The organism is Mycolicibacterium houstonense, from assembly GCF_900078665.2.
Taxonomy (GTDB): Bacteria; Actinomycetota; Actinomycetes; order Mycobacteriales; family Mycobacteriaceae; genus Mycobacterium; species Mycobacterium houstonense.
Genome location: NZ_LT546207.1, coordinates 754,131 through 775,430, shown reverse-complemented (window position 1 = coordinate 775,430; position 21,300 = coordinate 754,131). Strand labels below are relative to the sequence as shown.

Here is a 21,300-nt window from a genome sequence, read left to right as displayed (position 1 = left end):
GACCGGCGGACCGCCGAAATTCGGCCCCATATGGTTGCACCGGCCCGGAACCGGGAAAACAACCACATGCGGCGGATCGGGCAGCAGGTGCAGGTGGTCGCGGCGACCATCGCGATCGGAGTGGTCGCATCCGGGTGCGCGACGGAAACCGGCATCTCGGCCGATGCCTACACCGCCCGAGTGCTGATCAACAACCAGGAAATGCCCACGACGTATTCGGTGCAGTGCACGCAGCAGGACTGGTTCTGGACCATCGAGACGCTGCCGCCGGCCCCCGGTTTCACCGCGATCGTGCAGACGGGCGGCACGGTCACACCCGAGGTGATGCGAATCCGGGACCTGGCCGGATTCACCGGTAGTTCCCCCGACGAGGCGACCGACACCCAGGCCACCATCGACGGCACGACATTCCACATGAGCGGCACGGCGCACGGCTCGTTCAACGATCGCCCCACCAAGGCGGCCGAGGTCAAGTACCGGATGGAAGCCCACTGCTGAACCTTCTGGACCGTTAAAGTGCGACCCTCATCCGATGTTTCGGCTGGCCGAAATCTTTGTTGCGAGCTATCGTCAATACATGACCACCGCCGGGAACCTTCGTAGCACCCGGGCCGATCATCAGGTAGACATCGCCGGGGTGCCCTGGCCGACCTACAAGCTGATCGCCCTGGCGATCGGCGCGCTGGTGCTGGTGGTTGTCGGCGTCGCGACGATGAGTGCCGCACCGGCCGTCCTCTCGGCTGCCGCGGTCACCGCGGTGATCTGGCTCGTGCTGGGCAACGTGACGCCGGCCGATCAGTAGTTTTCGAGCAATTCCCGCAACGTCTCGAGATCGGCGGCGACGGCGGCCACATCCGCCTCGAATTGTTCGTCCGTCATCCCTGGCCGCTGCCGCACGGTGAACACCACTTCGCACGACCTCGCATCCACGCCCGCAGGAACGACCCGCATCGGGTTGTAGACGGCCTCGCCCGAGGGCAGACGCACCACGTGGTCGAGGACACCCAGGGTGTTCGGCCCGGTGAATTCGACGGTGACCTCGCCCATCGGGGAATCCGCCGACCACCCCCGCGAGGTTAGACGCAGCCCGCCCTGCGCCAGACCCGCGGCCCAGTTGACCATCTGGTGCGGATCGGCGGCGTAGGCATACACCGCGTCGGGGGCGACATCGATCCAGACGCTCACGTGCCTGCTGCGCATGATTCCACCGTAGGCCCCCGCATCGTCGGCGCGCACCCCACACACCGGGGATCCGATGCGCGAAGGCCCGTGATCGCAAGGGCGGTAAACGTTTTCGCCTTATTGTTCAGTCACGGGGCCGGTGTATGGTCGGGCGTGTGGGTGCTGCGACGACCGGCCTGACACCGGTGGAGGAAACCGCGTTCCTGACCCTGTACGCCAGAGCGCTCGACAACCGCTGGGCGCACCCGATCCTGGGCGATTCATTGGCCGACGCGACAGTCGGCGAACTCGCCTACGACTTCGCCGGCCTGGGCGTGCAGAGCAGTGTGGTGTGTCAGACGGCTCTGCGCGCCAAGATGCTCGACGACCGGGTCCGGGCCTTCGTCGCCGTCCACCCCGACGCAGTGGTCGTCGATCTCGGCGCAGGCCTGGACAGTGGCGTCTACCGAGTCTCCCCCGTCGCGACAGTGGACTGGTACAGCGTCGACCTGCCCGGAATCAGCGCACTGCGGGATCGTGTGCTGCCCGCGCTGCCGCAGGCGCATACGGTGGCAGCATCTGTGTCGGACCCGGGCTGGGCCGACGCCATCCCGGGTGACCGGCCGACCATCGTGGTGGCCGACGGCCTGTTCGCTTTCCTGACCGAACCGGTGATCGCCGGCATCTTCCGAAAGATCACCGGCCACTTCGCCTCGGGTGAGGTGGTCTTCAACGACTACGGCCGGATCGGCTGGGTCAGCCGGGCAGCACTCAAGTTCTTCCCGCAGAAGATGTTCAAAGACGTCGGAAGTCAGTGGGGCTACCCGGGATTCAAGGATGCGCGTCATCCTCAGCTCTGGAGCCCACAGCTGCGCCCGGTCGAGGAGTCAAGCCTCGCGCACCAGCCGGAAGTCGACCGGTTTCCGGGCTGGTTGCGGGTGGCGACCCGGCTGAGTGGCCTGACGCCGGCCACCGCGCGCAAGGCGAGAATCCTCCGGTACACGTTCTAGCCGGTACTGACCGCCACGTCGGCGCCCGACTCACACCGGAATGGCGTTGTGGATGCCGCACGTACACGCATCGATGGACGGACACGTGCATCGCATGCCCCACTCGATGATTGCCCTGGCCCGCGTCAATGCGCTCATCTGCTCATCGATTTCGGTGAGCTTCGCCTGGGCGAGCGCCCGGGCCACCGGACGCCCAGGGGTGTCGTCGTCCATCAGCATGGCGATGTCGTCGAGGGCGAAACCCGCGGTCTTGCACAGCCGGATCACCTCAAGCCGGACCAGCACCGACTCCGGATATCGACGTTGACCACCCACCCGGTGCGGGGCGGGGAGCAGACCGACCTGCTCGTAGTAGCGCAGCGCGGTCTGAGCCACGCCGGTGCGACGGGCCACCTCGCCGATGGTCAGCTGTCCGCTCATCGTGGATTCCTCACCGTAGGCTTGACTTACAGCCAACTCTAAGTTGTTGACTCGTGACATGCCATCTACCCCTAGCCTGAACCGAACCCGCTACGCCCTGCTGCGCACGTTCCGCCGCGACGGCTCCCCCGTCGACACCCCGATCTGGTTCGCCGCCGACGGCGACGACGCGCTCGTGTTCCGGACCAAGGTGGGCCCGAAGACCAAGCGGCTCACCGCACATCCCGAAGTCGAACTGGTCGCCTGCGATCACCGTGGCCGTGTCACCGATACCACCACCGTGCACGGCCGGGCCGTCATCTTGTCCGGCGATCGGGCGCAACAGGCCAACCGGGCCCTGCACCGGCGATACGGCTGGCAGTGGAACATCGTGCCGCTGCTGAAGATCCCCGGTGTCAACAACGTGCACCGCGACCTGCCCCTGCGCGAGAAGTTGCGGCGCGCCCGAACCCGTGAGGTGTGGCCCGACAGCGCCATCGTCCGCATCGAACTGGCGCCGCAGCACTCCCCGACTAGCCCAGGCAGCCCGGACCGAGCAACGCCTTGAGATCACCCATCAGCGCCGAGGACGGTGTCACCCGCAGCGACTGATCCAGCTCAAGCGTGGTGATCCGTTCCCCGCTGATCAACCGCAGGTGCACCTGGGCGGTGCCAGGATGATTGGCCAGCACCTGCTTGAGGGCGCTCACCTTGTCGATCGTGCACTGGCGGGTGGGCAGGCTGACCGCCAGTGGACGGTCGGCCTGGGCGCTGCTGAAGTCGGGCACGACCAGTTCGTGGGCGATCAGCGAGATGCGGTCGTCGCGCGCGGCCACTTTCGCCTTGACCAGCACCACCACGTCGTCGGCGATCTCGTGGCCGAACAGCGAGTAGGTCTGCGGGAAGAACAGCACCTCGATACCACCGGTGAGGTCTTCGAGTTGGGCTGAGGCCCAAGGCAAGCCGTTCTTGTTCACGCGACGGTTGACCGAAGCCAGGATGCCACCGACGACCACCTGCGCATCGTTGGCGACATCGCCGTCGAGGATGGCCGGGATCTGCGTGTCGACCTGGTTGGCCAGGAGATGGGCGACGCCGTTGAGCGGATGGCCGGACACGTACAGGCCCAGCATCTCGCGTTCGAGGGCGAGCTTGTGCTTGTCCTCCCACTCCTCGTCGGGCACCTTGATGGTGAAGACGGCGTCGGTGCCGCCACCGTCGTCGGCACCGCCGAAGAGGTCGAACTGCCCCATGGCCTCGGCCTTTTTGGTACCGAGCACCGAGTCGACGGCATCGGTGTGCACCAGGAACAGCCCCTTGCGGGGATGGCCGAGCGAGTCGAACGCGCCTGCCTTCACCAGCGATTCGGTGACCTTCTTGTTGCAGGCCGCGATGTCGATCTTGTTGAGATAGTCGGAGAAGTCGGCGTACTTGCCCTTCTCGGTGCGGGTATTGATCAGGGAGGCAACGACGTTGGCGCCGACGTTGCGGATCGCCCCGAGGCCGAACCGGATGTCGTCACCCACCGAGGCGAAGTTCTGCACCGACTCGTTGACGTCGGGTGGCAGCACGGTGATGCCCAGCCTGCGGCAGTCCGCGAGGTAGACCGCGGCCTTGTCCTTATCGTCGCCGACGGAGGTGAGCAGGCCGGCCATGTACTCGGCCGGGTAATTCGCCTTCAAGTAGGCGGTCCAGTAGGAGACCAGGCCGTAACCGGCCGCGTGCGACTTGTTGAACGCGTAGCCGGCGAACGGGAGAATGGTGTCCCACAACGCCTTCACCGCGCCTTCCGAGAAGCCGTTGGCGGTCATGCCCTCGTAGAAGCCCTTGTACTCGGCCTCCAGCACCTCAAGCTTCTTCTTGCCCATGGCCTTTCGGAGCGCGTCGGCCTTACCCATCGTGTAGGAGGCCACCTTCTGGGCGATGAACATGATCTGCTCTTGGTAGACGATCAGGCCATAGGTCTCGGCCAGGATGTCCTTGAGCGGTTCCTCGAGCTCGGGGTGAATGGGCTTGATCGCCTGGCGGCCGTTCTTGCGGTCGGCGTAATCGTTGTGGGCATTCATGCCCATCGGCCCGGGCCGGTACAGCGCGAGCACCGCGACGATGTCGTTGAATCCGGTGGGCTGCATGCGGCGCAGCAGATCCCGCATCGCGCTGCCGTCGAGCTGGAACACGCCCAGCGTGTCCCCGCGGCCGAGGAGCTCGTACGCGGCCGGATCGTCGAACGGCAGCGTGTCCAGATCCAGGTCGATGCCCCGGTTAGCCTTGATGTTCTCCAGGCAGTCACCGATGATCGTCAGGTTCCGCAGGCCGAGGAAGTCCATCTTCAGCAGGCCGATGGCCTCGCACGACGGATAGTCCCAACCCGTGATGACCGCGCCGTCCTGCGGGCGCTTCCAGAGCGGGATCGCGTCGATGAGCGGCTCGGAGCTCATGATCACCGCACAGGCGTGCACACCCGCGTTGCGGACCAGGCCTTCCAGGCCACGCGCGGTCTCGAAGATGGTCCGGACATCGGGATCGGTGTCGATGAGCGCGCGGACCTCGGCGGCTTCCTTGTACCGCTCGTGGTTGGGATCGGTGATCCCCGAGACCGGGATGTCCTTGGCCATGATCGGCGGCGGCAGCGCCTTGGTGATCCGGTCGGCGATCGCGAAGCCCGGCTGACCGTAGTGCACGCGGGCCGAATCCTTCAGCGCCGCTTTGGTTTTGATGGTACCGAAGGTGATCACCTGGGCGACCCGGTCGCTGCCCCACTTGTTGGCCGCATACCGCAGCATCTCGCCGCGGCGACGGTCGTCGAAGTCGATGTCGATATCGGGGGCCGACGGGCGCTCCGGGTTGAGGAAGCGCTCGAACAGCAGACCGTGCGGGATCGGGTCGATGTTGGTGATGCCCAGCGCGTAGGCCACCAATGACCCGGCGGCCGATCCACGGCCGGGCCCCACCCGGATCCCGACCGAACGGGCGTAGTTGATCAGGTCGGCGACGATCAGGAAGTAGGACGGAAATCCCTTCTCGCAGATGACCTTGATCTCGTAGGACGCGCGGTCGGTGTACTCGACGGGCACGGCCGCCCCACGGAATCGGCGCTCCAGCCCGGCCTGCACCTCATGGGTCAGCCATGAGGCCTGGTCATGTCCATCGGGGACCGGGAATACCGGCATCCGGTCGGTGGGCGTCCACACGTCGGCGTAGGACTGCACCCGCTCGCCGATCAGGACCGTGGAATCGCACGCACCCGGCACCTGGGAATCCCACAGTGCGCGCATCTCCTCGGCCGACTTCAGGTAGTAGCCGTCACCGTCGAACTTGAACCGGTTCGGGTCGGACAGGGTCTTGCCCGTCTGGATGCACAGCAGCGCCTCGTGGTTCTGCGAGGCCTCGCGCGTGACGTAGTGGCAGTCGTTGGTCGCCAGCGGCGGGATGTTGAGCTTCTGCCCGATCTCCAGCAGGCCCTCGCGGACCCGGCGCTCGATGTCGAGCCCGTGGTCCATGAGCTCGAGGAAGAAGTTCTCGGGGCCGAAGATCTCGCGCCACTTGGCGGCGGCCTCCAGCGCCTCCTGGCGGTGGCCCAGCCGCAGCCTGGTCTGCACCTCACCCGACGGGCAACCGGTCGTGGCGATGATGCCCGTGGCGTGCTCGGCGATGATCTCGGCGTCCATGCGCGCCCACTTGCCGAGCTGGCCTTCGAACGAGGCCAGCGACGACAGCTTGAACAGGTTGCGCAGACCGGTCGCGTTCTCGGCGACCATCGTCATGTGGGTGTAGGCGCCGCTACCGGAGACGTCGTCACTCTTCTGGCTCGGATCGCCCCACTGGACACGCTTGGTCTCGAACCGGGAGGCCGGCGCGATGTACGCCTCGATACCGATGATCGGTTTGATGCCAGCCTTGGTGGCCGAGTTGTAGAACTCACTGGCGCCGAACATGTTGCCGTGGTCGGTCATGCCGATCGCGGGCATGCCCAGCCGCTGCGCCTCGGCCAGCATCGGGGTGATCTTCGCGGCGCCGTCCAGCATCGAGTACTCGGTGTGGTTGTGCAGGTGGACAAAGGAGCCCGAAGATGAACCGCTCATAGGGTGGCCAGTCTATTGCCGACCACCGACACCCTCCGGGCGTGTCGCGAGGCGTGTCTCTGCCGGCCGGTCAGCACTCCCCACCCGCGCCGGACAGCAACCCGTTTCCGATCACCATGTGCAGTTGCCTAGCTATGCCGGGAAAGTCAACGGAACGCCGCTGCCAACCGGTGTAGGCTCCGACTCCCCACAGCATCGCGTGGAGCAGTTCGACCAGGGCCGCCCGCTCGGTGTGTGGCGGCAGCTCCCGGCGGGCGATCGCCTCGGTCACCACCTCGTCGAGAAATCCGCGGGTGGCCGCAGCCGTCGCGGCCGGCAGGTCCGGATGACGGCAGGCCTCGAGTCTGGCATTGACCAGGAACCCGACCACGGCGCTGTCGCGATGCCAGACCGCCACCACCGCGTCGATGTACGCACGCAACCGATCCAGTGTTCCCTCATGCTGTTTCGCGAGGTGGATACACCTGGTCACGACCTCGTGCGCCTGCGTGAGCAGTGCGCCGTACAGATCTTCACGAGTGGCGAAGTAATAGTTCAGCGTCGGGCGGCTCAACCCGCTGCGCTTGGCGATCTCCTGGAAGGTGGCCCCGGCGTAGCCGTGCTCGTTGATGACTTCATATGCCGCACGCACGATACGTTCACGCGTTTGCGCGGCGTCGGCGCCGACCGGCCTACCCGGCCCACGGCCACCGCCCCGAGACCTACCCCGCGGAGTCATCTAGCAAACACTATTGCATTGCCAAATGGGCGTCAAAAACGGCATTCGCAAATAGCATGCCGGAAGCGGCGACGCAGCCGCGGGGTCCCGGTCGAGTTGAACCCCCGTGCGGGTGCGGGCGTCACTCTGGCGGGGGCGCCGTGTTCCCGGACGACAGCAGCGCAGTCAAACGGCCATCCAGATAGGTCCGCACCGCGCTGTCGGCCGTCAACTCCATCGCTCGCCGGTAGGCAACCGCCGCCTCATCGACGCGGCCGGACCTGGCCAGCAGATGGCCGCGGGTGACCCACGCCGGCTGGAACACGTCGACCGAGCGGTCCGCGATGGCATCGAGGGCGCGCAGTCCGGCGTCGGCACCGTCGATTTCGCCGTCCAGTGCCGCCAATGCCACCGCGGCGCCGAGCGACGGTCCCACGCGGGTCAGCGCCCGATACAGCTTGCGCAGCGCGGGTAGGTCGACCTCTTGCGCGCAGTGCGCCGATTGAATCGCCGCCTCGTACTGGAACCGGCCCGGCCGTCCCAAACCGTGGGCCCGCCCGAGCAGGCGCTCCCCCCGCGCGTACAACTCGGCATCCCACCGGGCCCGGTCCTGATCGTCCAGCGCGACGAAGTTGCCGTGGGCGTCCAGGCGCGCCGGGCGCCGCGCTTCGCACAGGCACAGCAGGGCGGCCAGGCCCAATACCTCGGGCTCATCGGGCAACAACTCGACCAGCACCATGGCCAGGTGCAGTGCCTCCGACGACAGCGAATCGACGGGCGCACCCTGCGGCACCGACAGCCAGTCGATGGAATATGCGCCGTAGACGGCTTCGAGTACCTCGCGCAGTCGCGGCGCCAGGTCGGCACGCTCGGGCAGCGTGAACGGGATGCCGGTGTCGCGAATCCGTTTCTTGGCCCGCACCAGTCGCTGCGCCATGGTCGCCGGGGCGACGGCGAACGCCGCAGCGATGGCGGCCGCGTCGNCGGCAGTGTCCGCCGCGGCCTCCGCCTTCGGCTCGGCCTCGTCCGCCTGTTCCGGTTGCCGCTGGGTATCCCCGTCAACGGGCTTGTCGGGCTGACGCCGGCCGACGGTATCGAAGTCGAAGCCGAACAACGACAGGGCCACCAACAGGATCGCCCCGCCCACCACGGCGGGGTCGGCCACATTGAACACCGGCCACCAACCGACCGAGAAGAAATCCACCACGTGACCGCGCAGCGGCCCGGGCGCGCGGAAGAACCGGTCGATGAGGTTCCCGGTGGCACCGCCCAGGATCATGCCGAGGCCGATCGCCCACCACGGGGACACCAGCCTGCGACCCATCCAGACGATCCCGATCACGACGCCGGTGGCGATGAGCGTCAGCACCCAGGTGTATCCGGTGGCCATCGAGAAGGCCGCTCCGGAGTTGCGCACGAGTGTCCAGGTGACGGTGTCGCCGATGATCGACACGGGCTGGCCCGGTGTCAGCAGTCGCACCGCGAGCACCTTGGTCACCACGTCGATGAACAGCACCACCGCCGCAACGGTGAGCAGCAGACGCAGGCGTCGCCGAGGTGCGGAGGACGATTCGCCGTCCCCGGTTGCGTCGGTCACCGGCTGCGCCGGGCCTGACGATTCATCAGTCACTCCCCCATCATCCCAAACAGTCCGTGCGGGACAATCTGCACCGTGACGGAGAGCGTGACGGTGCCCGGTGGTCCGACCAGGCGCATCGTCGTCATCACCACCGGCGGCACCATCTCGACCAGCACCGACGACTCGGGAATCCGGCGCCCGACCCGCTCGGGGGCCGAGTTGACGGCCGGCCTGGCCATGGGTGCCGACATCGACGTCATAGATCTGATGACCATGGACAGCGCCAAGCTGACCCCGGCGGATTGGGACCAGATCGCGGCGGCGGTCCGCTCCGCGGCGGCGCGCTACGACGGTGTCGTGGTCACCCACGGCACCGACACCATGGAGGAGTCGGCGCTGTGGCTGGACCTCACCTACGGCGGCGACGTGCCCGTGGTGCTGACCGGGTCCCAGCGCAGCACCGACACACCGGACAGTGACGGACCGGGCAACCTGCGCGACGCGATCACCGTCGCGGCCAGCCCGCAGGCCCGGGAGCTCGGCGTGACGGTGAGTTTCGCCGGCACGGTGTGGCAGCCACTGGGGCTACACAAACGGCACACCGACGAGTTGGCCGCCTTCACCGGCACGGCGCTGGGAGTCGTCGCCGACGGCAGGTGTGCGATCGATACGGCCAAGCAGCGGCTGCTTCTGGGCCGGCAGGCCGCAGCGTCGGCACCTCGGGTCGACATCGTCGCCGCCTATCCGGGGGCCGACACCGCGGCGCTGGATGCCTNCGCCGCGGCGGGACACTTCTCGGCCCAGGCCAGCGCCGCGTCGAGATCGGGCACCTCGATGACGAAGATTCCGCCCAACCGTTCCCTGGTATCGGCGAACGGCCCGTCCTGAATTTCCGCGGTTCCGGTGCGCGCGCTGTAGGTCGTCGTCGCCGACGCCGATTGAAGTACCTGAGTACCGATCAGCACCCCGGCCGCGTCCAGGTCATCGGCATACCGCGCGAAGGCCGCCTGAGCCGGTTTCATGTCCTCGTCGCTCAGGCCCGCCTCCGGCCCTTCCTGGTAGTGCATCAGTAGGCAGTACTGCATGGTGTCCTCCCGGTCTCGTTTTCAGCCTGTCACCGTGATGACGATTCCGGTTGGACCTGATCGACAATGCCGGGCGCCGGATGGGCCGGCTTCTTGCGCAGCGCGCCGATGGTCATGACCACGAGCGCCACCCAGATGAGAGCGAACCCGATCCACCGTCCCGGCGGCATCGGTTCGTGGCCGATGAACACGCCCCAGGCCATCTGCAGTCCGGGATTGAGATAGAACAGCAGGCCGAGCGTCACCATCGGCAGTCGCTGCGCGGCCGCGGCGAACAACAACAACGGCACCGCGGTGACCGGACCGGCCAACAGCAGCAGCGCCGCATGCCAGGGTCCGTGGTTGAGGAAGTTGCCGCGCTCCAGGACCTCAAGGGCGATCACGTAGCCGGCGGCGAGCGGAAGGGCCACCAGCGTTTCCACCGCCACGCTCACCCGTGGATCGGCCTGCACCACCTTCTTCACCAGGCCATAGATTCCGAAGGACAACGCCAGGGTCACCGCGATGTAGGGCGGTGCGCCGAGCTCGACGGTCAGGATCGCGACCGCGACGAGCGCGAGCACCAACGCGACCGCCTGCCATCGGTTGACCCGCTCACGAAACACGAGGACACCCAGCAGCACACTCACCAAGGGATTGATGAAGTAGCCGAGGGCCGCATCCACGACATGTCCGGTCGTGACGGCGTAGATGTAGGTCCCCCAGTTGAGCGAGATCAGCGCGGAGGCCGCCACCAGTTGCAGCCAGGTGCGCGCCGGCAACCGGCGCAGGTCGCCGAGTTTGCGCGCCACCGCCAGCACCAGCAGCAGGAACACCGCACTCCACACGATGCGGTGGGCCAGCACCTCCAGTGCCCCCGCGGGGAGCAGCAGCAGGAAGAAACCCGGGCACAACCCCCACCAGATGTAGGCGCCCGCTCCGTACAACATTCCGGTGCGGTCTGCGCCGTTTCGCTGTCGAGGTGCGGTCACGCCCACGGCTAGTGGCGGCGCAGCACGTCGAGGGCGGCCTGCAGGTCAGCCGGATACGGGCTGGTGATCTCGATGCGCCTGCCGTCTGCCGGATGAGCGAAGGCCAGGGACCGGGCGTGCAACCATTGGCGTTCCAGCCCGAGCTTTTTGGCCAAGGTGGGATCGGCCCCGTAGGTCATGTCCCCGCAGCACGGATGGTGCAGGGCGGCGAAGTGCACCCGGATCTGATGGGTCCGGCCGGTCTCGAGCTCGATGTCGAGCAGGCTCGCGGCCTGGAACGCCTCAAGCGTGTCGTAATGGGTGATGCTGTGCCGGCCGCCGTCCACGACCGCGAATTTCCAGTCGTGCCCCCGGTGCCTGCCGATCGGCGCATCGATGGTCCCGCTCGACGGGTCGGGGTGCCCCTGTACGAGGGCGTGGTAACGCTTGTCCACGGTGCGCTGTTTGAACGCCCGCTTGAGCACCGTGTACGCCCGCTCGGACAACGCCACCACCATGACCCCGGAGGTGCCGACGTCGAGCCGGTGCACGATGCCCTGCCGCTCGTGGATACCCGACGTGCTGATCCGGAAGCCGGCCGCAGCCAGCCCGCCCAGCACGGTCGGGCCGTGCCAGCCGACGGTGGCGTGCGCGGCAACCCCCGGCGGCTTGTCCACCGCCACGATGTCGTCGTCGGCGTAGAGGATTCCCATGCCCTCGATGTCGACCGGGGTGTTCTCGACCGGCGCGGGCGCCTCGGGCAGGCGGACTTCCAGCCAGGATCCGGCGACGAGCTTGTCGGATTTGGCCGCAGGCGCCCCGTCGATGTCGACTCCGCCGTCCTCGGCCAGGGCCGCCACGGTGGTGCGCGACAGCCCGAGCAGCCGGGCCAGCCCGGCGTCGACACGCATTCCGGCCAGGCCCTCGGGCACCGGCATCGACCGGGTCGTCACTATGACGTCTCGGCCTGGCGACCGACCTTGCTCGTTTCGTCGGCAGGGGCCGTCGGGTCCGTGTCGGGCGTGTTCTCGGCGGCAGTGTCCGCCGCGGCCTCCGCCTTCGGCTCGGCCTCGTCCGCCTGTTCCGGTTGCCGCTGGGTATCCCCGTCAACGGGCTTGTCGGGCTGACGCCGGCCGACGGTATCGAAGTCGAAGCCGAACAACGACAGGGCCACCAACAGGATCGCCCCGCCCACCACGGCGGGGTCGGCCACATTGAACACCGGCCACCAACCGACCGAGAAGAAATCCACCACGTGACCGCGCAGCGGCCCGGGCGCGCGGAAGAACCGGTCGATGAGGTTCCCGGTGGCACCGCCCAGGATCATGCCGAGGCCGATCGCCCACCACGGGGACACCAGCCTGCGACCCATCCAGACGATCCCGATCACGACGCCGGTGGCGATGAGCGTCAGCACCCAGGTGTATCCGGTGGCCATCGAGAAGGCCGCTCCGGAGTTGCGCACGAGTGTCCAGGTGACGGTGTCGCCGATGATCGACACGGGCTGGCCCGGTGTCAGCAGTCGCACCGCGAGCACCTTGGTCACCACGTCGATGAACAGCACCACCGCCGCAACGGTGAGCAGCAGACGCAGGCGTCGCCGAGGTGCGGAGGACGATTCGCCGTCCCCGGTTGCGTCGGTCACCGGCTGCGCCGGGCCTGACGATTCATCAGTCACTCCCCCATCATCCCAAACAGTCCGTGCGGGACAATCTGCACCGTGACGGAGAGCGTGACGGTGCCCGGTGGTCCGACCAGGCGCATCGTCGTCATCACCACCGGCGGCACCATCTCGACCAGCACCGACGACTCGGGAATCCGGCGCCCGACCCGCTCGGGGGCCGAGTTGACGGCCGGCCTGGCCATGGGTGCCGACATCGACGTCATAGATCTGATGACCATGGACAGCGCCAAGCTGACCCCGGCGGATTGGGACCAGATCGCGGCGGCGGTCCGCTCCGCGGCGGCGCGCTACGACGGTGTCGTGGTCACCCACGGCACCGACACCATGGAGGAGTCGGCGCTGTGGCTGGACCTCACCTACGGCGGCGACGTGCCCGTGGTGCTGACCGGGTCCCAGCGCAGCACCGACACACCGGACAGTGACGGACCGGGCAACCTGCGCGACGCGATCACCGTCGCGGCCAGCCCGCAGGCCCGGGAGCTCGGCGTGACGGTGAGTTTCGCCGGCACGGTGTGGCAGCCACTGGGGCTACACAAACGGCACACCGACGAGTTGGCCGCCTTCACCGGCACGGCGCTGGGAGTCGTCGCCGACGGCAGGTGTGCGATCGATACGGCCAAGCAGCGGCTGCTTCTGGGCCGGCAGGCCGCAGCGTCGGCACCTCGGGTCGACATCGTCGCCGCCTATCCGGGGGCCGACACCGCGGCGCTGGATGCCTGTGTCGCCGCCGGGGCGCGGGCCGTCGTGATCCAAGCGTTCGGCTCGGGCAACGCGGGTGCGGCGATGATCGAGGGGGTGCGCCGGCATTGCCGTGACGGCGTGGTGATCGCGGTGTCGACCCGGGTTCCCGATGGCCCCGTCGCCGCTCGGTACGGGCCCGGGCAGGAGCTTGTCGATGCCGGTGCAGTGGTCGTGCCCCGCCTGCGCCCCGCTCAGGCGCGGGTTCTGCTGATGGCCGTCCTGGCTGCGGGACGGCCGGTTGCCGAGGTCGTCGACGTCTGGGGTTGACGGCCTGTACTCACATAGAGAACGTGCGCTTCCACGTTTGCCCGGCTGCGGCCTGTTGGCCTGCTGGCGCTCGGACAGATCTGTAAAATCTCCGGCCGGCACGGCTTTTCGCTGACCGCCGATTCTGGCGTGCTCTGCTGGTCAGGCATTGACGACGCCGGTTCAATGGAAGCCATGCGCCGTCAGCTCATCGCATTCGCCGCGATCGGTCTGGTGACACTCGGCGCCGCGCCGATGGCCGCGGCCGAGCCTCCGCCCGGGGCCTACGACATCGACGACTATCCGATTGCGCAGGGCAATTACAGCTCGCCCACCGATTTCTACGGGGTGTTCTTCCGGACCCCGGACGGTCGACACTGCGGAATCGGCCCCAACGGCGGGCCGGTGGGTTGCGACGCCGTGCCGATCGACGCTCCGGCCGGCGCCAATCAGACCGTGGTGAACAGCGGAGCCCCCGCGTCCTACCGCCACTCGGACACGGCATCGTTCACCCGCGACGTCGACGTGCTGCCCGAGGGACACCGGCTCGAGAACTGGGGCGCCAGTTGCGGGGTGGGCTTCCAGGGCACCGTGACGTGCAAGACGTACGGCGCGCACGGCTTCATCCTGAGCAGCACCTACGGCGTGCTCTGGTAGTCGGCCAATCCGCTGAGGTACTCGCCCCAGTCGAGGCTGTCGACCGGGTTGGCCCGGCTGAAACCCGGGGTGTCTTCGGGAAACGTACGCGCCGGGCCGGGGCCGCTGGCGCGGGTCTCGAACCGCACGGTCATCACCCCGTGCCCGGCGCCCTGGATCCAGCCGTGTCCGTGGTCGGGGTGCGTCACGTCGTCGCCGATGCGCCAGCCGGATTGGGTCACCTGGGCGGCCTCGGCGGCCTGCTGGGGCGCCTCGACGATGTCGTCGGGCTGTTCCAGATCCGGGAACAACGATTCCTGCCTGCTGTCCGACAAACCCGAAAAGCCCACGCCGACAAGGCGAATGGGGCCGACCTCGACCGGGTCGAGCAGCAGCCGGCGCGCGGTGCCGATCAGGGTGGCGGCCTCGGTGGTGGCGTAGGCCAGCGTCGCCGACCGGGTCAACGTACTCATGTCGGATTTCTTCAGTTTCACCGTCACGGTGCGGGCGCCGCGGCCGTCCTTCTCCAGGCGCCGGTGCGCGTGCTCACCGATCGGACCGATCGCATCCTGCAGCTGGCGCAGGGTGGTGAGGTCTTCGGGAAACGTCGACTCGGCGCTGATCTGCTTGGCCTCGGCCCGCTCGGCCACGGGGCGGTCATCGATTCCCCGGGCCAGCCGATGCAGCGCGGGTCCGATGGTGGTGCCCAGCACGCTGGCCGCCTCGGCATCCGACAGGGCCGCCAGCGCACCCACCGTCTCGATCCCGAGCCGGTGCAGCTTCTCCTCGGCCACCGGTCCGATGCCCCACAGTTTCCGGACCGGCAGCCCTTCCAGCAGCAGGGTTTCCTCGTCGCGCCGGACGATCCGGATTCCGTCCGGCTTGGCCAGGCCGGAGGCGATCTTGGCGATCTGCTTGCCGGATCCGGCGCCCACCGAGGCCACCAGACCGGTCTGCTCACGCACCTTGGCACGCAGGTCCTGACAGAACGCCTCGACGTCGGCGGCGGTGGCGCCGGCCAATTCGGCCGGCTCGCCGAACGCTTCGTCGAACGACAGCTGCTCGAGCACCGGGACGACGCTGCGGACGGTGTCGAGGGCACGACGGCTGGCGACGCCGTAAACCGCGCCGCGGGGCGGGAGCACCACCGCCGGTGCCCCGACCAGACGACGGGCCTGATGCATCGGCATCGCCGAGCGAGCGCCGTACCGTCGCGCCTCGTAACTGGCCCCGGCCACCACACCGCGGCCGCCCAGTCCGCCGACCAGGACGGGCCGTCCGCGCAGGGTCGGCCGGGTGAGCTGTTCGACGGACGCGAAGAACGCATCCATGTCGAGGTGCAGCACCCAGCGGCCGCCTGCGCCCGAGTGCTCGGCGCCGTTCATAGTTGCTGATGCTATGGCGCTAGCCTGACTTCCATGATGCCGGATGACGTGCCGATCAGGGATGAGTCGATTCGCCTCGGACAGTTCCTCAAGCTGGCATCCCTGATCGACAGCGGCGCTGACGCGAAGGCGGTGATCGCCGACGGCCTGGTCAGTGTCAACGGCGAGGTCGAGACCCGGCGCGGGCGCCAGCTACGGCCGGGCGACATCGTGTCGCTCGCCGGCCGCACGGCTCGCGTGGCCGAAGGCTGATCGACAGCTGCGCCGAACGTGAACATGGTGTCGAAGAAGGTCTGATTCCTCGCAATCTTGTGCACGCTCGACGCCGTCGCGCGCGTCATGCCTTGGCGATCGCGACCCGCACCCCGTCCCCGATCACCGTGCCCTCCAGCACCATGTCGGTACCCACGAATTCGAAACTGGTGGCGAGGATTTCACCGGCGATGAGGTCGCGGTGGGCCCGGGCCCACGGCTCGTACCGATCGGGCACCGCGATCGTGACCACGATGCGATCGGACACCTCCAGACCGGTCGACTTGCGCAGTTCCTGCAGTTCCCGGATGCGGTCCTTGGCCCAGCCCTCGGCCTCGAGCTCCTCGGTGACCGTGCCGTCGAGCACCACCAGGCCGGCGCCGTCCGGTAGGGCGGCGGTCCACTCCGGGTCGGCCGCAACCAGTTTGGCGGTGTACTCCTCAGGCTGCAGCACCACAGATCCGGCGGTCAGGGTGCCGTCGGGGTTGACGACGCCCTCTCCCGCCTTGACCGCCTTGATCGCGGCCTGCACATCCTTGCCGATCCGCGGTCCGGCTACCCGGGCGTTAACCGCGAGCTCGAACTTGCCATAGGTGTCGATGTCGTCGGTCAACTCGACCGCCTTGACGTTGAGTTCGTCGGCGATCAGATCGGCGAATGGGGTCAGGACGGATGGATTCTCCACCGCGACAGTCAATTTCAGCAACGGCAACCGGACCCGCAGCTTCTTGGCCTTACGCAGGGAGGACCCGACCGAGCACACCTCGCGGACCTGGTCCATCGCGGCCACCAACTCGGCGTCATGCGGCACCACTCCCGCTTCCGGCCAGTCGGTCAGGTGGACCGAGCGCTCGCCGGTCAGGCCGCGCCAGATCACCTCGGTGGCCAGTGGCAGCAACGGTGCAGCCAGCCGGCAGGTGATCTCCAGGACGGTGTGCAGTGTGTCGATGGCGTCGGCGTCTTCTTCCCAGAACCGCGAACGAGACCGGCGCACATACCAGTTCGTCAATGCCTCGGTGAACTGCCTCAGCTCGTCACAGGCCCCGGAGATGTCGCAGGTGTCCAGGGCCACCGTGAGGTCGTCGCGCAGCTGCGCCAGCTTCGCCAGGATGTAGCGGTCGAGCACGTTGGTCGAATCGGTACGCCAGGTGCCCTTCTTCGGCGCGTACAGCGCCAGGAAGCTGTAGGCGTTCCACAACGGCAGCAGCACCTGACGCACGCCTTCGCGGATGCCCTGCTCGGTGACGATCAGGTTGCCCCCGCGCAGGATCGGCGAGGCCATCAGGAACCAGCGCATCGCGTCGGACCCGTCGCGGTCGAACACCTCACTGACATCCGGGTAGTTGCGCAGCGACTTGCTCATCTTCTGACCGTCGTTGCCCAGCACGATCCCGTGCGCGACACAGGTTTTGAAGGCCGGCTTGTCGAAGAGCGCGGTGGCCAGCACGTGCATGGTGTAGAACCAGCCGCGGGTCTGGCCGATGTACTCGACGATGAAATCGCCCGGGAAATGGGCATCCTCGCCCGCATCGCCGGCCGCGCCACTGACGCCGTCGAACCACTTCTGGTTCTCGAACGGATAGTGCACCTGCGCGTATGGCATCGAGCCCGAGTCGAACCAGACGTCGAACACGTCCTCGATCCGCCGCATCGTCGACTTGCCGGTCGGATCGTCGGGATTGGGGCGCGTCAACTGATCGATGAACGGCCGGTGCAGATCGGTGGGACGCACCCCGAAATCGCGCTCGAGCTCATCGAGGCTGCCGTAGACGTCGATCCGCGGGTAGGCCGGGTCATCGGACTTCCACACCGGGATCGGGCTGCCCCAGTAGCGATTTCGCGATACTGACCAATCGCGGGCATTCGACAGCCACTTGCCGAACTGCCCGTCCTTGACGTGCTCGGGATACCAGGTGATCTGCTGGTTGAGCTCGACCATCCGGTCCCGGAACTCCGTGACCTTGATGAACCACGACGACACCGCGCGGTAGATCAACGGGTTGCGGCAGCGCCAGCAGTGCGGATACGAGTGTTCGTAGGTCTCGTGCCGCAGCAGCACCGCCCCGTTGGCGGCTGCGCCCGCGGCATGATTCTTGAGATCACGGATGATCTGCGAGTTCGCCTCGAAGACCTGCTGGCCCGCGTAATCGGGCACCGACGCGTCGAAGCGGCCCTTCGAATCCACCGGTGTCACCGCGACGATGTCGGCGGCGTCCGCGGTGGCCTTGTCGTCCTCGCCGTAGGCCGGCGCCATGTGCACGATGCCGGTGCCGTCCTCGGTGCTGACGAAGTCGGCGGCCAGCACCTGGAACGAGTTGGGGGCATCCATGAAGTAGGTGAACGGCGGCAGGTACCGCGTGCCGAGCAGGTCCCGCCCGGTGTAGCCGCCCAGCACCTCGGGCTCCTCCCCGAGTTCACGGGCATACGCGGCGAGCCGGGCCTGAGCCAGGACATAACGTCGGCCGTCGGGCGCCTGCACCAGGACATAGTCGATGTCCGGATTCACGGCCACCGCCTGGTTGGACGGCAACGTCCACGGGGTCGTCGTCCAGATCAGCAGGTGGGCACCCTTGAGCGGACCGTCGGTCACGGTGAAGCCGACGGTCACGGCCGGGTCCTGGCGGCTCTGGTAGACGTCGTCGTCCATGCGGAGTTCGTGGTTGGACAGCGGGGTCTCGTCGTTCCAGCAGTACGGCAGCACCCGGTTGCCCTCGTAGGCCAGACCCTTGTCCCACAGCTGCTTGAAGGCCCAGATCACCGACTCCATGAAGGTGGGGTCCAGGGTCTTGTAGTCGTTGTCGAAGTCCACCCAGCGGGCCTGCCGGGTGACGTAGGCACGCCATTCGTCGGTGTACTTCAGCACCGAGGCACGACATGCCTCGTTGAACTTCTCGATGCCCATCTCTTCGATCTGGGCCTTGTCGGCGATGCCGAGCTGGCGCTGCACCTCGAGCTCGGCGGGCAGCCCGTGGGTGTCCCAGCCGAACCGGCGCTCCACCTTGTAGCCCCGCATGGTGCGGAAGCGCGGCACGATGTCCTTGACGTAGCCGGTCAGGAGATGGCCGTAGTGCGGCAGCCCGTTGGCGAACGGCGGGCCGTCATAGAAGACGTATTCAGGCGCGCCGGCACGTCTTTCCAGGCTGGCCCGGAAGGTGTCGTCGGCGGCCCAGTAGTCGAGCACCTCGAGTTCCCGCTCGGGGAAGTTGGGTGCGGCCGGCTTGGGGTACCCGGCCGACGTTGAAGACTCCGATGGGGCAGTCACTACGCGTCTCCTGTGCCTATGACGCGGCCGGGCCGCGTCGGGGACTCCCGCTCAGGGAGTCTGTCTGTCCAGGCACGGGGACGACGTCGCACGGGTGCGCAAGCGCCGCGGTACCACCCCGCTTGCGCGCTGCACCGCAGCGCGCCGCTCAACTTTCGGGCGATCACGGGCCCACCCGTCCGGTTCTACTGGGCTGCGGTATTCGATGCCGCGGCTGTTCTTCCGAAGGCTCCCCGGTGATGGCCGGATCAGCGCCGATGCACCAAGTCTAATGAGCACCGCAAATCGTTCGGGGACCGCCTATCCGGAGGTGACCTCGATCAGCGCCAGCGGGAACTGCTCGGCCAGCTCCTCGACCGTGCACCGGTCGAAACCGCGGGTGTCGAACTGCCAGCGCAGGCGCATGGTGGTGGCGGTGTCGCGGTGGACCCGCAGCGCCAGCGGATGCCCGCAGTCACCGGCGCACTCGCCGTAACCGAAGCTCACGTCTGCCTCGGCCCGCGCGTCACCGGCATCTCGTCGAGCGGCCGCGAGCAGTTCGGCACCCGATAGGCCGCGACGCGCCACACAGGGCACACCCACCCGGCGGGTTCGGGCCCCGGAATCACTCGCGATGTCCACGGTCAGCATGCCCTCACCGATGGTGCGGGCGACCGTCCGCCCGAGCGCGGCCAGTAGCAGATCCTCGACGGTGCAGCCCATCGCGACATGGGCGCCGAGCAGCTCGGCGGCCAGCACCTCGTCCAATGCGCTCCAGACCGTTGCCATGTCCGCGGCCAACGGCGGCCCGGCGGTGTCATGGTCGGCGATCCATGAGTTGGTGCCGGAAGCACTGGGAAGGACAGAAACAGACATATCCGTAACGGTAGCCAGTGATTCCCAGAATTGGGAGAGCTGTGCCAAAACTCTGACATGGTTGTCAATTTCGTGATTGCTGCCTTCGCTGCGGTTCGCTGTGACCAACACCGGGTACGGGGTTTATGGTGTTCTGATGCCGCGTACCGACGAGAACGGCAGGCAACTCAAAGCCTTGCTCGATTATCTGCTGGACGGCGAGGTTGATGCCAAAGCCGTGTACAGCGCCCTCGGCGTGTCCAGCAGCACGTACTACCGGCGGGTGAAGGAAGCCGACTATCCCAACGCCGAAGAACTGCGCCAGGTAGCCGATCGCTTCCACCTGAGCTACCCCGATCTGCAGATCCGCTTCGGCCTGATGAGCCGGCAGGAAGTCTGGCACTACATGGAGTCTTCTCCGGTCACCGTGGCTCCCGTCGAGACCGCCACCCGTGTTCGGCCCAGGAAACTGTCCGAGCTGACCCCACGATCCGACGCGCCGCCGCTATGAGCGACCCGCACGTCCGCTGACCCGCAACACCGCCCGAGGCAAAGTTCTATGTCCGTAGCCACACTCATCGCCATCACCCTGGCCTGCATTCTGTGGAGCCTGTGGATCAGGCGAGTCACCTGGTCCTGCCGGTGGGAGGTGGCCGCCACCCTCAACATCGCGCTGCAGGGCGCCGCGGTGTTGCTGATGTCGCCGTGGGCCTCGGGCACCATTGGCCACGTCCTGTACGAGCTGACCGGCAAGTGGAACGTCGAGGACTACATCGGGCACGACTGCTACATCGTGGCCGCCTCGGCCATCGTCTACAACTCCCTGGGCCGGCTTCAGGACGACAACGCGATGCAGCGTTCGTTCAAGCAATACGTGGAGCGCCCGGCCACCATCTGCATCCCGGTGCTGCTGGCGACGTTCTCGATGGGCAACGGCGCCAGCGTCTACCGCGCGGACTTCTTCCAGGTGCCCACCGACTTCTGGCTCGCCGCCTACTGGATCCTGCTGTGCGGCACCCTGATCTACCTGCTGTGCTACGGCGCCCGCGCCATGCTGGTGCTGCGCCGGGATCCGCGGTCCCGCCGGATCGCCAACATCTACCTGTTCGCCTCGGTGAGCGGCATGCTCGCCTGCACCACCCGGATCGTGACGTCGCTGGTGCCGTCGCTGCAGCCGATCGAAAACGGCCGCCTGGTATGGGTTTTCGCCTGTGCCTGCGGTGCGATCTTCGCACTCGCCTCGGCCCATTCCTGGCGGATCAAGACCAAGTGGCTGGTCGGCACCCGGCGCTGACGC

General features: G+C 67.5%; 21 protein-coding genes and 2 pseudogenes. 10 read left to right on the top strand and 13 right to left on the bottom strand.

Features of this window, described 5'->3' with window-relative positions; translation table 11 throughout:
- Window positions 1-66: 66 nt before the first annotated feature.
- Both BN4332_RS03990 and BN4332_RS03985 read left to right on the top strand, forming a co-directional pair.
- Complete coding sequence (locus BN4332_RS03990) at window positions 67-498, top strand: lipoprotein LpqH (protein ID WP_074132963.1); 432 nt, start codon at window positions 67-69, stop codon at window positions 496-498.
- A gap of 34 nt (window positions 499-532) precedes the next feature.
- Complete coding sequence (locus BN4332_RS03985; RefSeq protein ID WP_435405145.1) at window positions 533-802, top strand: hypothetical protein; 270 nt, start codon at window positions 533-535, stop codon at window positions 800-802.
- Here BN4332_RS03985 and BN4332_RS03980 read toward each other — a convergent pair.
- Complete coding sequence (locus BN4332_RS03980; protein WP_066897328.1) at window positions 796-1,200, bottom strand: polyketide cyclase; 405 nt, start codon at window positions 1,198-1,200, stop codon at window positions 796-798. The genes BN4332_RS03985 and BN4332_RS03980 overlap by 7 nt on opposite strands.
- A gap of 137 nt (window positions 1,201-1,337) precedes the next feature.
- Here BN4332_RS03980 and BN4332_RS03975 point away from each other — a divergent pair, with 137 nt between their 5' ends.
- Window positions 1,338-2,171, top strand: coding sequence for a class I SAM-dependent methyltransferase (locus tag BN4332_RS03975; protein ID WP_066897327.1), 834 nt, complete (start codon window positions 1,338-1,340; stop codon window positions 2,169-2,171).
- Between the two features lie 30 nt (window positions 2,172-2,201).
- Here the strand turns inward: BN4332_RS03975 and BN4332_RS03970 are convergent, their stop codons facing one another.
- On the bottom strand, window positions 2,202-2,591 hold the full coding sequence (locus tag BN4332_RS03970) for a MerR family transcriptional regulator (RefSeq protein ID WP_066897272.1): 390 nt from the start codon (window positions 2,589-2,591) through the stop codon (window positions 2,202-2,204).
- 58 nt (window positions 2,592-2,649) lie between these two features.
- On the opposite strand from BN4332_RS03970, the gene BN4332_RS03965 reads away from it, so the two are divergent.
- Window positions 2,650-3,138: a PPOX class F420-dependent oxidoreductase gene (locus BN4332_RS03965; protein ID WP_066897271.1), complete on the top strand. Its 489-nt coding sequence runs from the start codon at window positions 2,650-2,652 to the stop codon at window positions 3,136-3,138.
- Here BN4332_RS03965 and dnaE read toward each other — a convergent pair.
- The 4 genes and pseudogenes from dnaE to lspA (BN4332_RS03945) all read right to left on the bottom strand — a co-directional run.
- Window positions 3,104-6,652 carry a DNA polymerase III subunit alpha gene (gene dnaE / locus BN4332_RS03960; protein ID WP_066897270.1) on the bottom strand — a complete coding sequence of 1,183 codons (3,549 nt, stop codon included), beginning with the start codon at window positions 6,650-6,652 and terminating at the stop codon, window positions 3,104-3,106. The two genes, BN4332_RS03965 and dnaE, sit on opposite strands and share 35 nt — an antisense overlap.
- 70 nt (window positions 6,653-6,722) lie before the next feature.
- Window positions 6,723-7,370 carry a TetR/AcrR family transcriptional regulator gene (locus tag BN4332_RS03955; protein WP_066897269.1) on the bottom strand — a complete coding sequence of 216 codons (648 nt, stop codon included), beginning with the start codon at window positions 7,368-7,370 and terminating at the stop codon, window positions 6,723-6,725.
- A gap of 121 nt (window positions 7,371-7,491) precedes the next feature.
- The gene (locus tag BN4332_RS35045) at window positions 7,492-8,286 is read right to left on the bottom strand and encodes a DUF6596 domain-containing protein (protein ID WP_338066796.1); all 795 of its coding nucleotides are present in this window, start codon (window positions 8,284-8,286) and stop codon (window positions 7,492-7,494) included.
- A gap of 69 nt (window positions 8,287-8,355) precedes the next feature.
- Window positions 8,356-8,979 (bottom strand): annotated as a pseudogene (lspA, locus tag BN4332_RS03945) (signal peptidase II); the annotation flags it as partial.
- A gap of 42 nt (window positions 8,980-9,021) precedes the next feature.
- Here lspA (BN4332_RS03945) and BN4332_RS03940 point away from each other — a divergent pair.
- Window positions 9,022-9,516 (top strand): annotated as a pseudogene (locus tag BN4332_RS03940) (asparaginase); the annotation flags it as partial.
- 152 nt (window positions 9,517-9,668) lie between these two features.
- On the opposite strand, the gene BN4332_RS03935 reads toward BN4332_RS03940, so the two are convergent.
- Genes BN4332_RS03935 through lspA (BN4332_RS03920) form a run of 4 tightly spaced genes read right to left on the bottom strand, consistent with a single transcriptional unit; the run spans window position 9,669 to window position 12,641 of the window.
- Complete coding sequence (locus BN4332_RS03935) at window positions 9,669-9,995, bottom strand: YciI family protein (RefSeq protein WP_235654237.1); 327 nt, start codon at window positions 9,993-9,995, stop codon at window positions 9,669-9,671.
- Window positions 9,996-10,042: 47 nt separating this feature from the next.
- Window positions 10,043-10,942, bottom strand: a complete 900-nt coding sequence (rarD, locus tag BN4332_RS03930; RefSeq protein WP_066897265.1) for an EamA family transporter RarD — start codon at window positions 10,940-10,942, stop codon at window positions 10,043-10,045.
- A gap of 50 nt (window positions 10,943-10,992) precedes the next feature.
- Window positions 10,993-11,916: an RluA family pseudouridine synthase gene (locus BN4332_RS03925; protein WP_066897264.1), complete on the bottom strand. Its 924-nt coding sequence runs from the start codon at window positions 11,914-11,916 to the stop codon at window positions 10,993-10,995.
- Window positions 11,916-12,641 carry a signal peptidase II gene (gene lspA, locus BN4332_RS03920; protein ID WP_066897263.1) on the bottom strand — a complete coding sequence of 242 codons (726 nt, stop codon included), beginning with the start codon at window positions 12,639-12,641 and terminating at the stop codon, window positions 11,916-11,918. The genes BN4332_RS03925 and lspA (BN4332_RS03920) overlap by 1 nt, the downstream gene beginning before the upstream one ends.
- 42 nt (window positions 12,642-12,683) lie before the next feature.
- Here lspA (BN4332_RS03920) and BN4332_RS03915 point away from each other — a divergent pair, with 42 nt between their 5' ends.
- Window positions 12,684-13,655, top strand: a complete 972-nt coding sequence (locus BN4332_RS03915) for an asparaginase (protein ID WP_235654009.1) — start codon at window positions 12,684-12,686, stop codon at window positions 13,653-13,655.
- 174 nt (window positions 13,656-13,829) lie between these two features.
- The gene (locus tag BN4332_RS03910) at window positions 13,830-14,291 is read left to right on the top strand and encodes a hypothetical protein (protein ID WP_066897325.1); all 462 of its coding nucleotides are present in this window, start codon (window positions 13,830-13,832) and stop codon (window positions 14,289-14,291) included.
- Here the strand turns inward: BN4332_RS03910 and BN4332_RS03905 are convergent.
- Entirely contained in the window at window positions 14,273-15,655 is a 1,383-nt protein-coding gene (locus BN4332_RS03905) for a DNA polymerase IV (RefSeq protein WP_066897262.1), read from the bottom strand. The genes BN4332_RS03910 and BN4332_RS03905 overlap by 19 nt on opposite strands.
- A 33-nt stretch (window positions 15,656-15,688) precedes the next feature.
- Between BN4332_RS03905 and BN4332_RS03900 the strand changes: the two genes are divergently transcribed.
- The gene (locus tag BN4332_RS03900) at window positions 15,689-15,907 is read left to right on the top strand and encodes an RNA-binding S4 domain-containing protein (protein WP_066897261.1); all 219 of its coding nucleotides are present in this window, start codon (window positions 15,689-15,691) and stop codon (window positions 15,905-15,907) included.
- A gap of 85 nt (window positions 15,908-15,992) precedes the next feature.
- On the opposite strand, the gene ileS is transcribed toward BN4332_RS03900, so the two are convergent.
- Entirely contained in the window at window positions 15,993-19,169 is a 3,177-nt protein-coding gene (gene ileS, locus BN4332_RS03895; RefSeq protein WP_066897260.1) for an isoleucine--tRNA ligase, read from the bottom strand.
- Between the two features lie 300 nt (window positions 19,170-19,469).
- Window positions 19,470-20,024 carry a hypothetical protein gene (locus tag BN4332_RS03890; protein ID WP_066897259.1) on the bottom strand — a complete coding sequence of 185 codons (555 nt, stop codon included), beginning with the start codon at window positions 20,022-20,024 and terminating at the stop codon, window positions 19,470-19,472.
- A 136-nt stretch (window positions 20,025-20,160) separates the two neighbouring features.
- Between BN4332_RS03890 and BN4332_RS03885 the strand changes: the two genes are divergently transcribed.
- Entirely contained in the window at window positions 20,161-20,514 is a 354-nt protein-coding gene (locus BN4332_RS03885) for a DNA-binding protein (RefSeq protein ID WP_066897324.1), read from the top strand.
- A gap of 48 nt (window positions 20,515-20,562) precedes the next feature.
- Window positions 20,563-21,297 (top strand): hypothetical protein, encoded by a 735-nt coding sequence (locus tag BN4332_RS03880; protein WP_066897258.1) that lies wholly within the window; start codon window positions 20,563-20,565, stop codon window positions 21,295-21,297.
- The last annotated feature ends 3 nt before the right edge of the window (window positions 21,298-21,300 follow it).

Coding starts and splice junctions, on each gene's coding strand:
- BN4332_RS03990 (WP_074132963.1), top strand. CDS start 67: ATGCGGCGGATCGGGCAGCAGGTGCAGGTGGTCGCGGCGACCATCGCG.
- BN4332_RS03985 (WP_435405145.1), top strand. CDS start 533: ATGTTTCGGCTGGCCGAAATCTTTGTTGCGAGCTATCGTCAATACATG.
- BN4332_RS03980 (WP_066897328.1), bottom strand. CDS start 1,200: ATGCGCAGCAGGCACGTGAGCGTCTGGATCGATGTCGCCCCCGACGCG.
- BN4332_RS03970 (WP_066897272.1), bottom strand. CDS start 2,591: ATGAGCGGACAGCTGACCATCGGCGAGGTGGCCCGTCGCACCGGCGTG.
- BN4332_RS03965 (WP_066897271.1), top strand. CDS start 2,650: ATGCCATCTACCCCTAGCCTGAACCGAACCCGCTACGCCCTGCTGCGC.
- dnaE (WP_066897270.1), bottom strand. CDS start 6,652: ATGAGCGGTTCATCTTCGGGCTCCTTTGTCCACCTGCACAACCACACC.
- BN4332_RS03955 (WP_066897269.1), bottom strand. CDS start 7,370: ATGACTCCGCGGGGTAGGTCTCGGGGCGGTGGCCGTGGGCCGGGTAGG.
- BN4332_RS35045 (WP_338066796.1), bottom strand. CDS start 8,286: ATGGCGCAGCGACTGGTGCGGGCCAAGAAACGGATTCGCGACACCGGC.
- rarD (WP_066897265.1), bottom strand. CDS start 10,942: ATGTTGTACGGAGCGGGCGCCTACATCTGGTGGGGGTTGTGCCCGGGT.
- BN4332_RS03910 (WP_066897325.1), top strand. CDS start 13,830: ATGCGCCGTCAGCTCATCGCATTCGCCGCGATCGGTCTGGTGACACTC.
- BN4332_RS03905 (WP_066897262.1), bottom strand. CDS start 15,655: ATGAACGGCGCCGAGCACTCGGGCGCAGGCGGCCGCTGGGTGCTGCAC.
- BN4332_RS03900 (WP_066897261.1), top strand. CDS start 15,689: ATGATGCCGGATGACGTGCCGATCAGGGATGAGTCGATTCGCCTCGGA.
- BN4332_RS03890 (WP_066897259.1), bottom strand. CDS start 20,024: ATGTCTGTTTCTGTCCTTCCCAGTGCTTCCGGCACCAACTCATGGATC.
- BN4332_RS03885 (WP_066897324.1), top strand. CDS start 20,161: ATGCCGCGTACCGACGAGAACGGCAGGCAACTCAAAGCCTTGCTCGAT.
- BN4332_RS03880 (WP_066897258.1), top strand. CDS start 20,563: ATGTCCGTAGCCACACTCATCGCCATCACCCTGGCCTGCATTCTGTGG.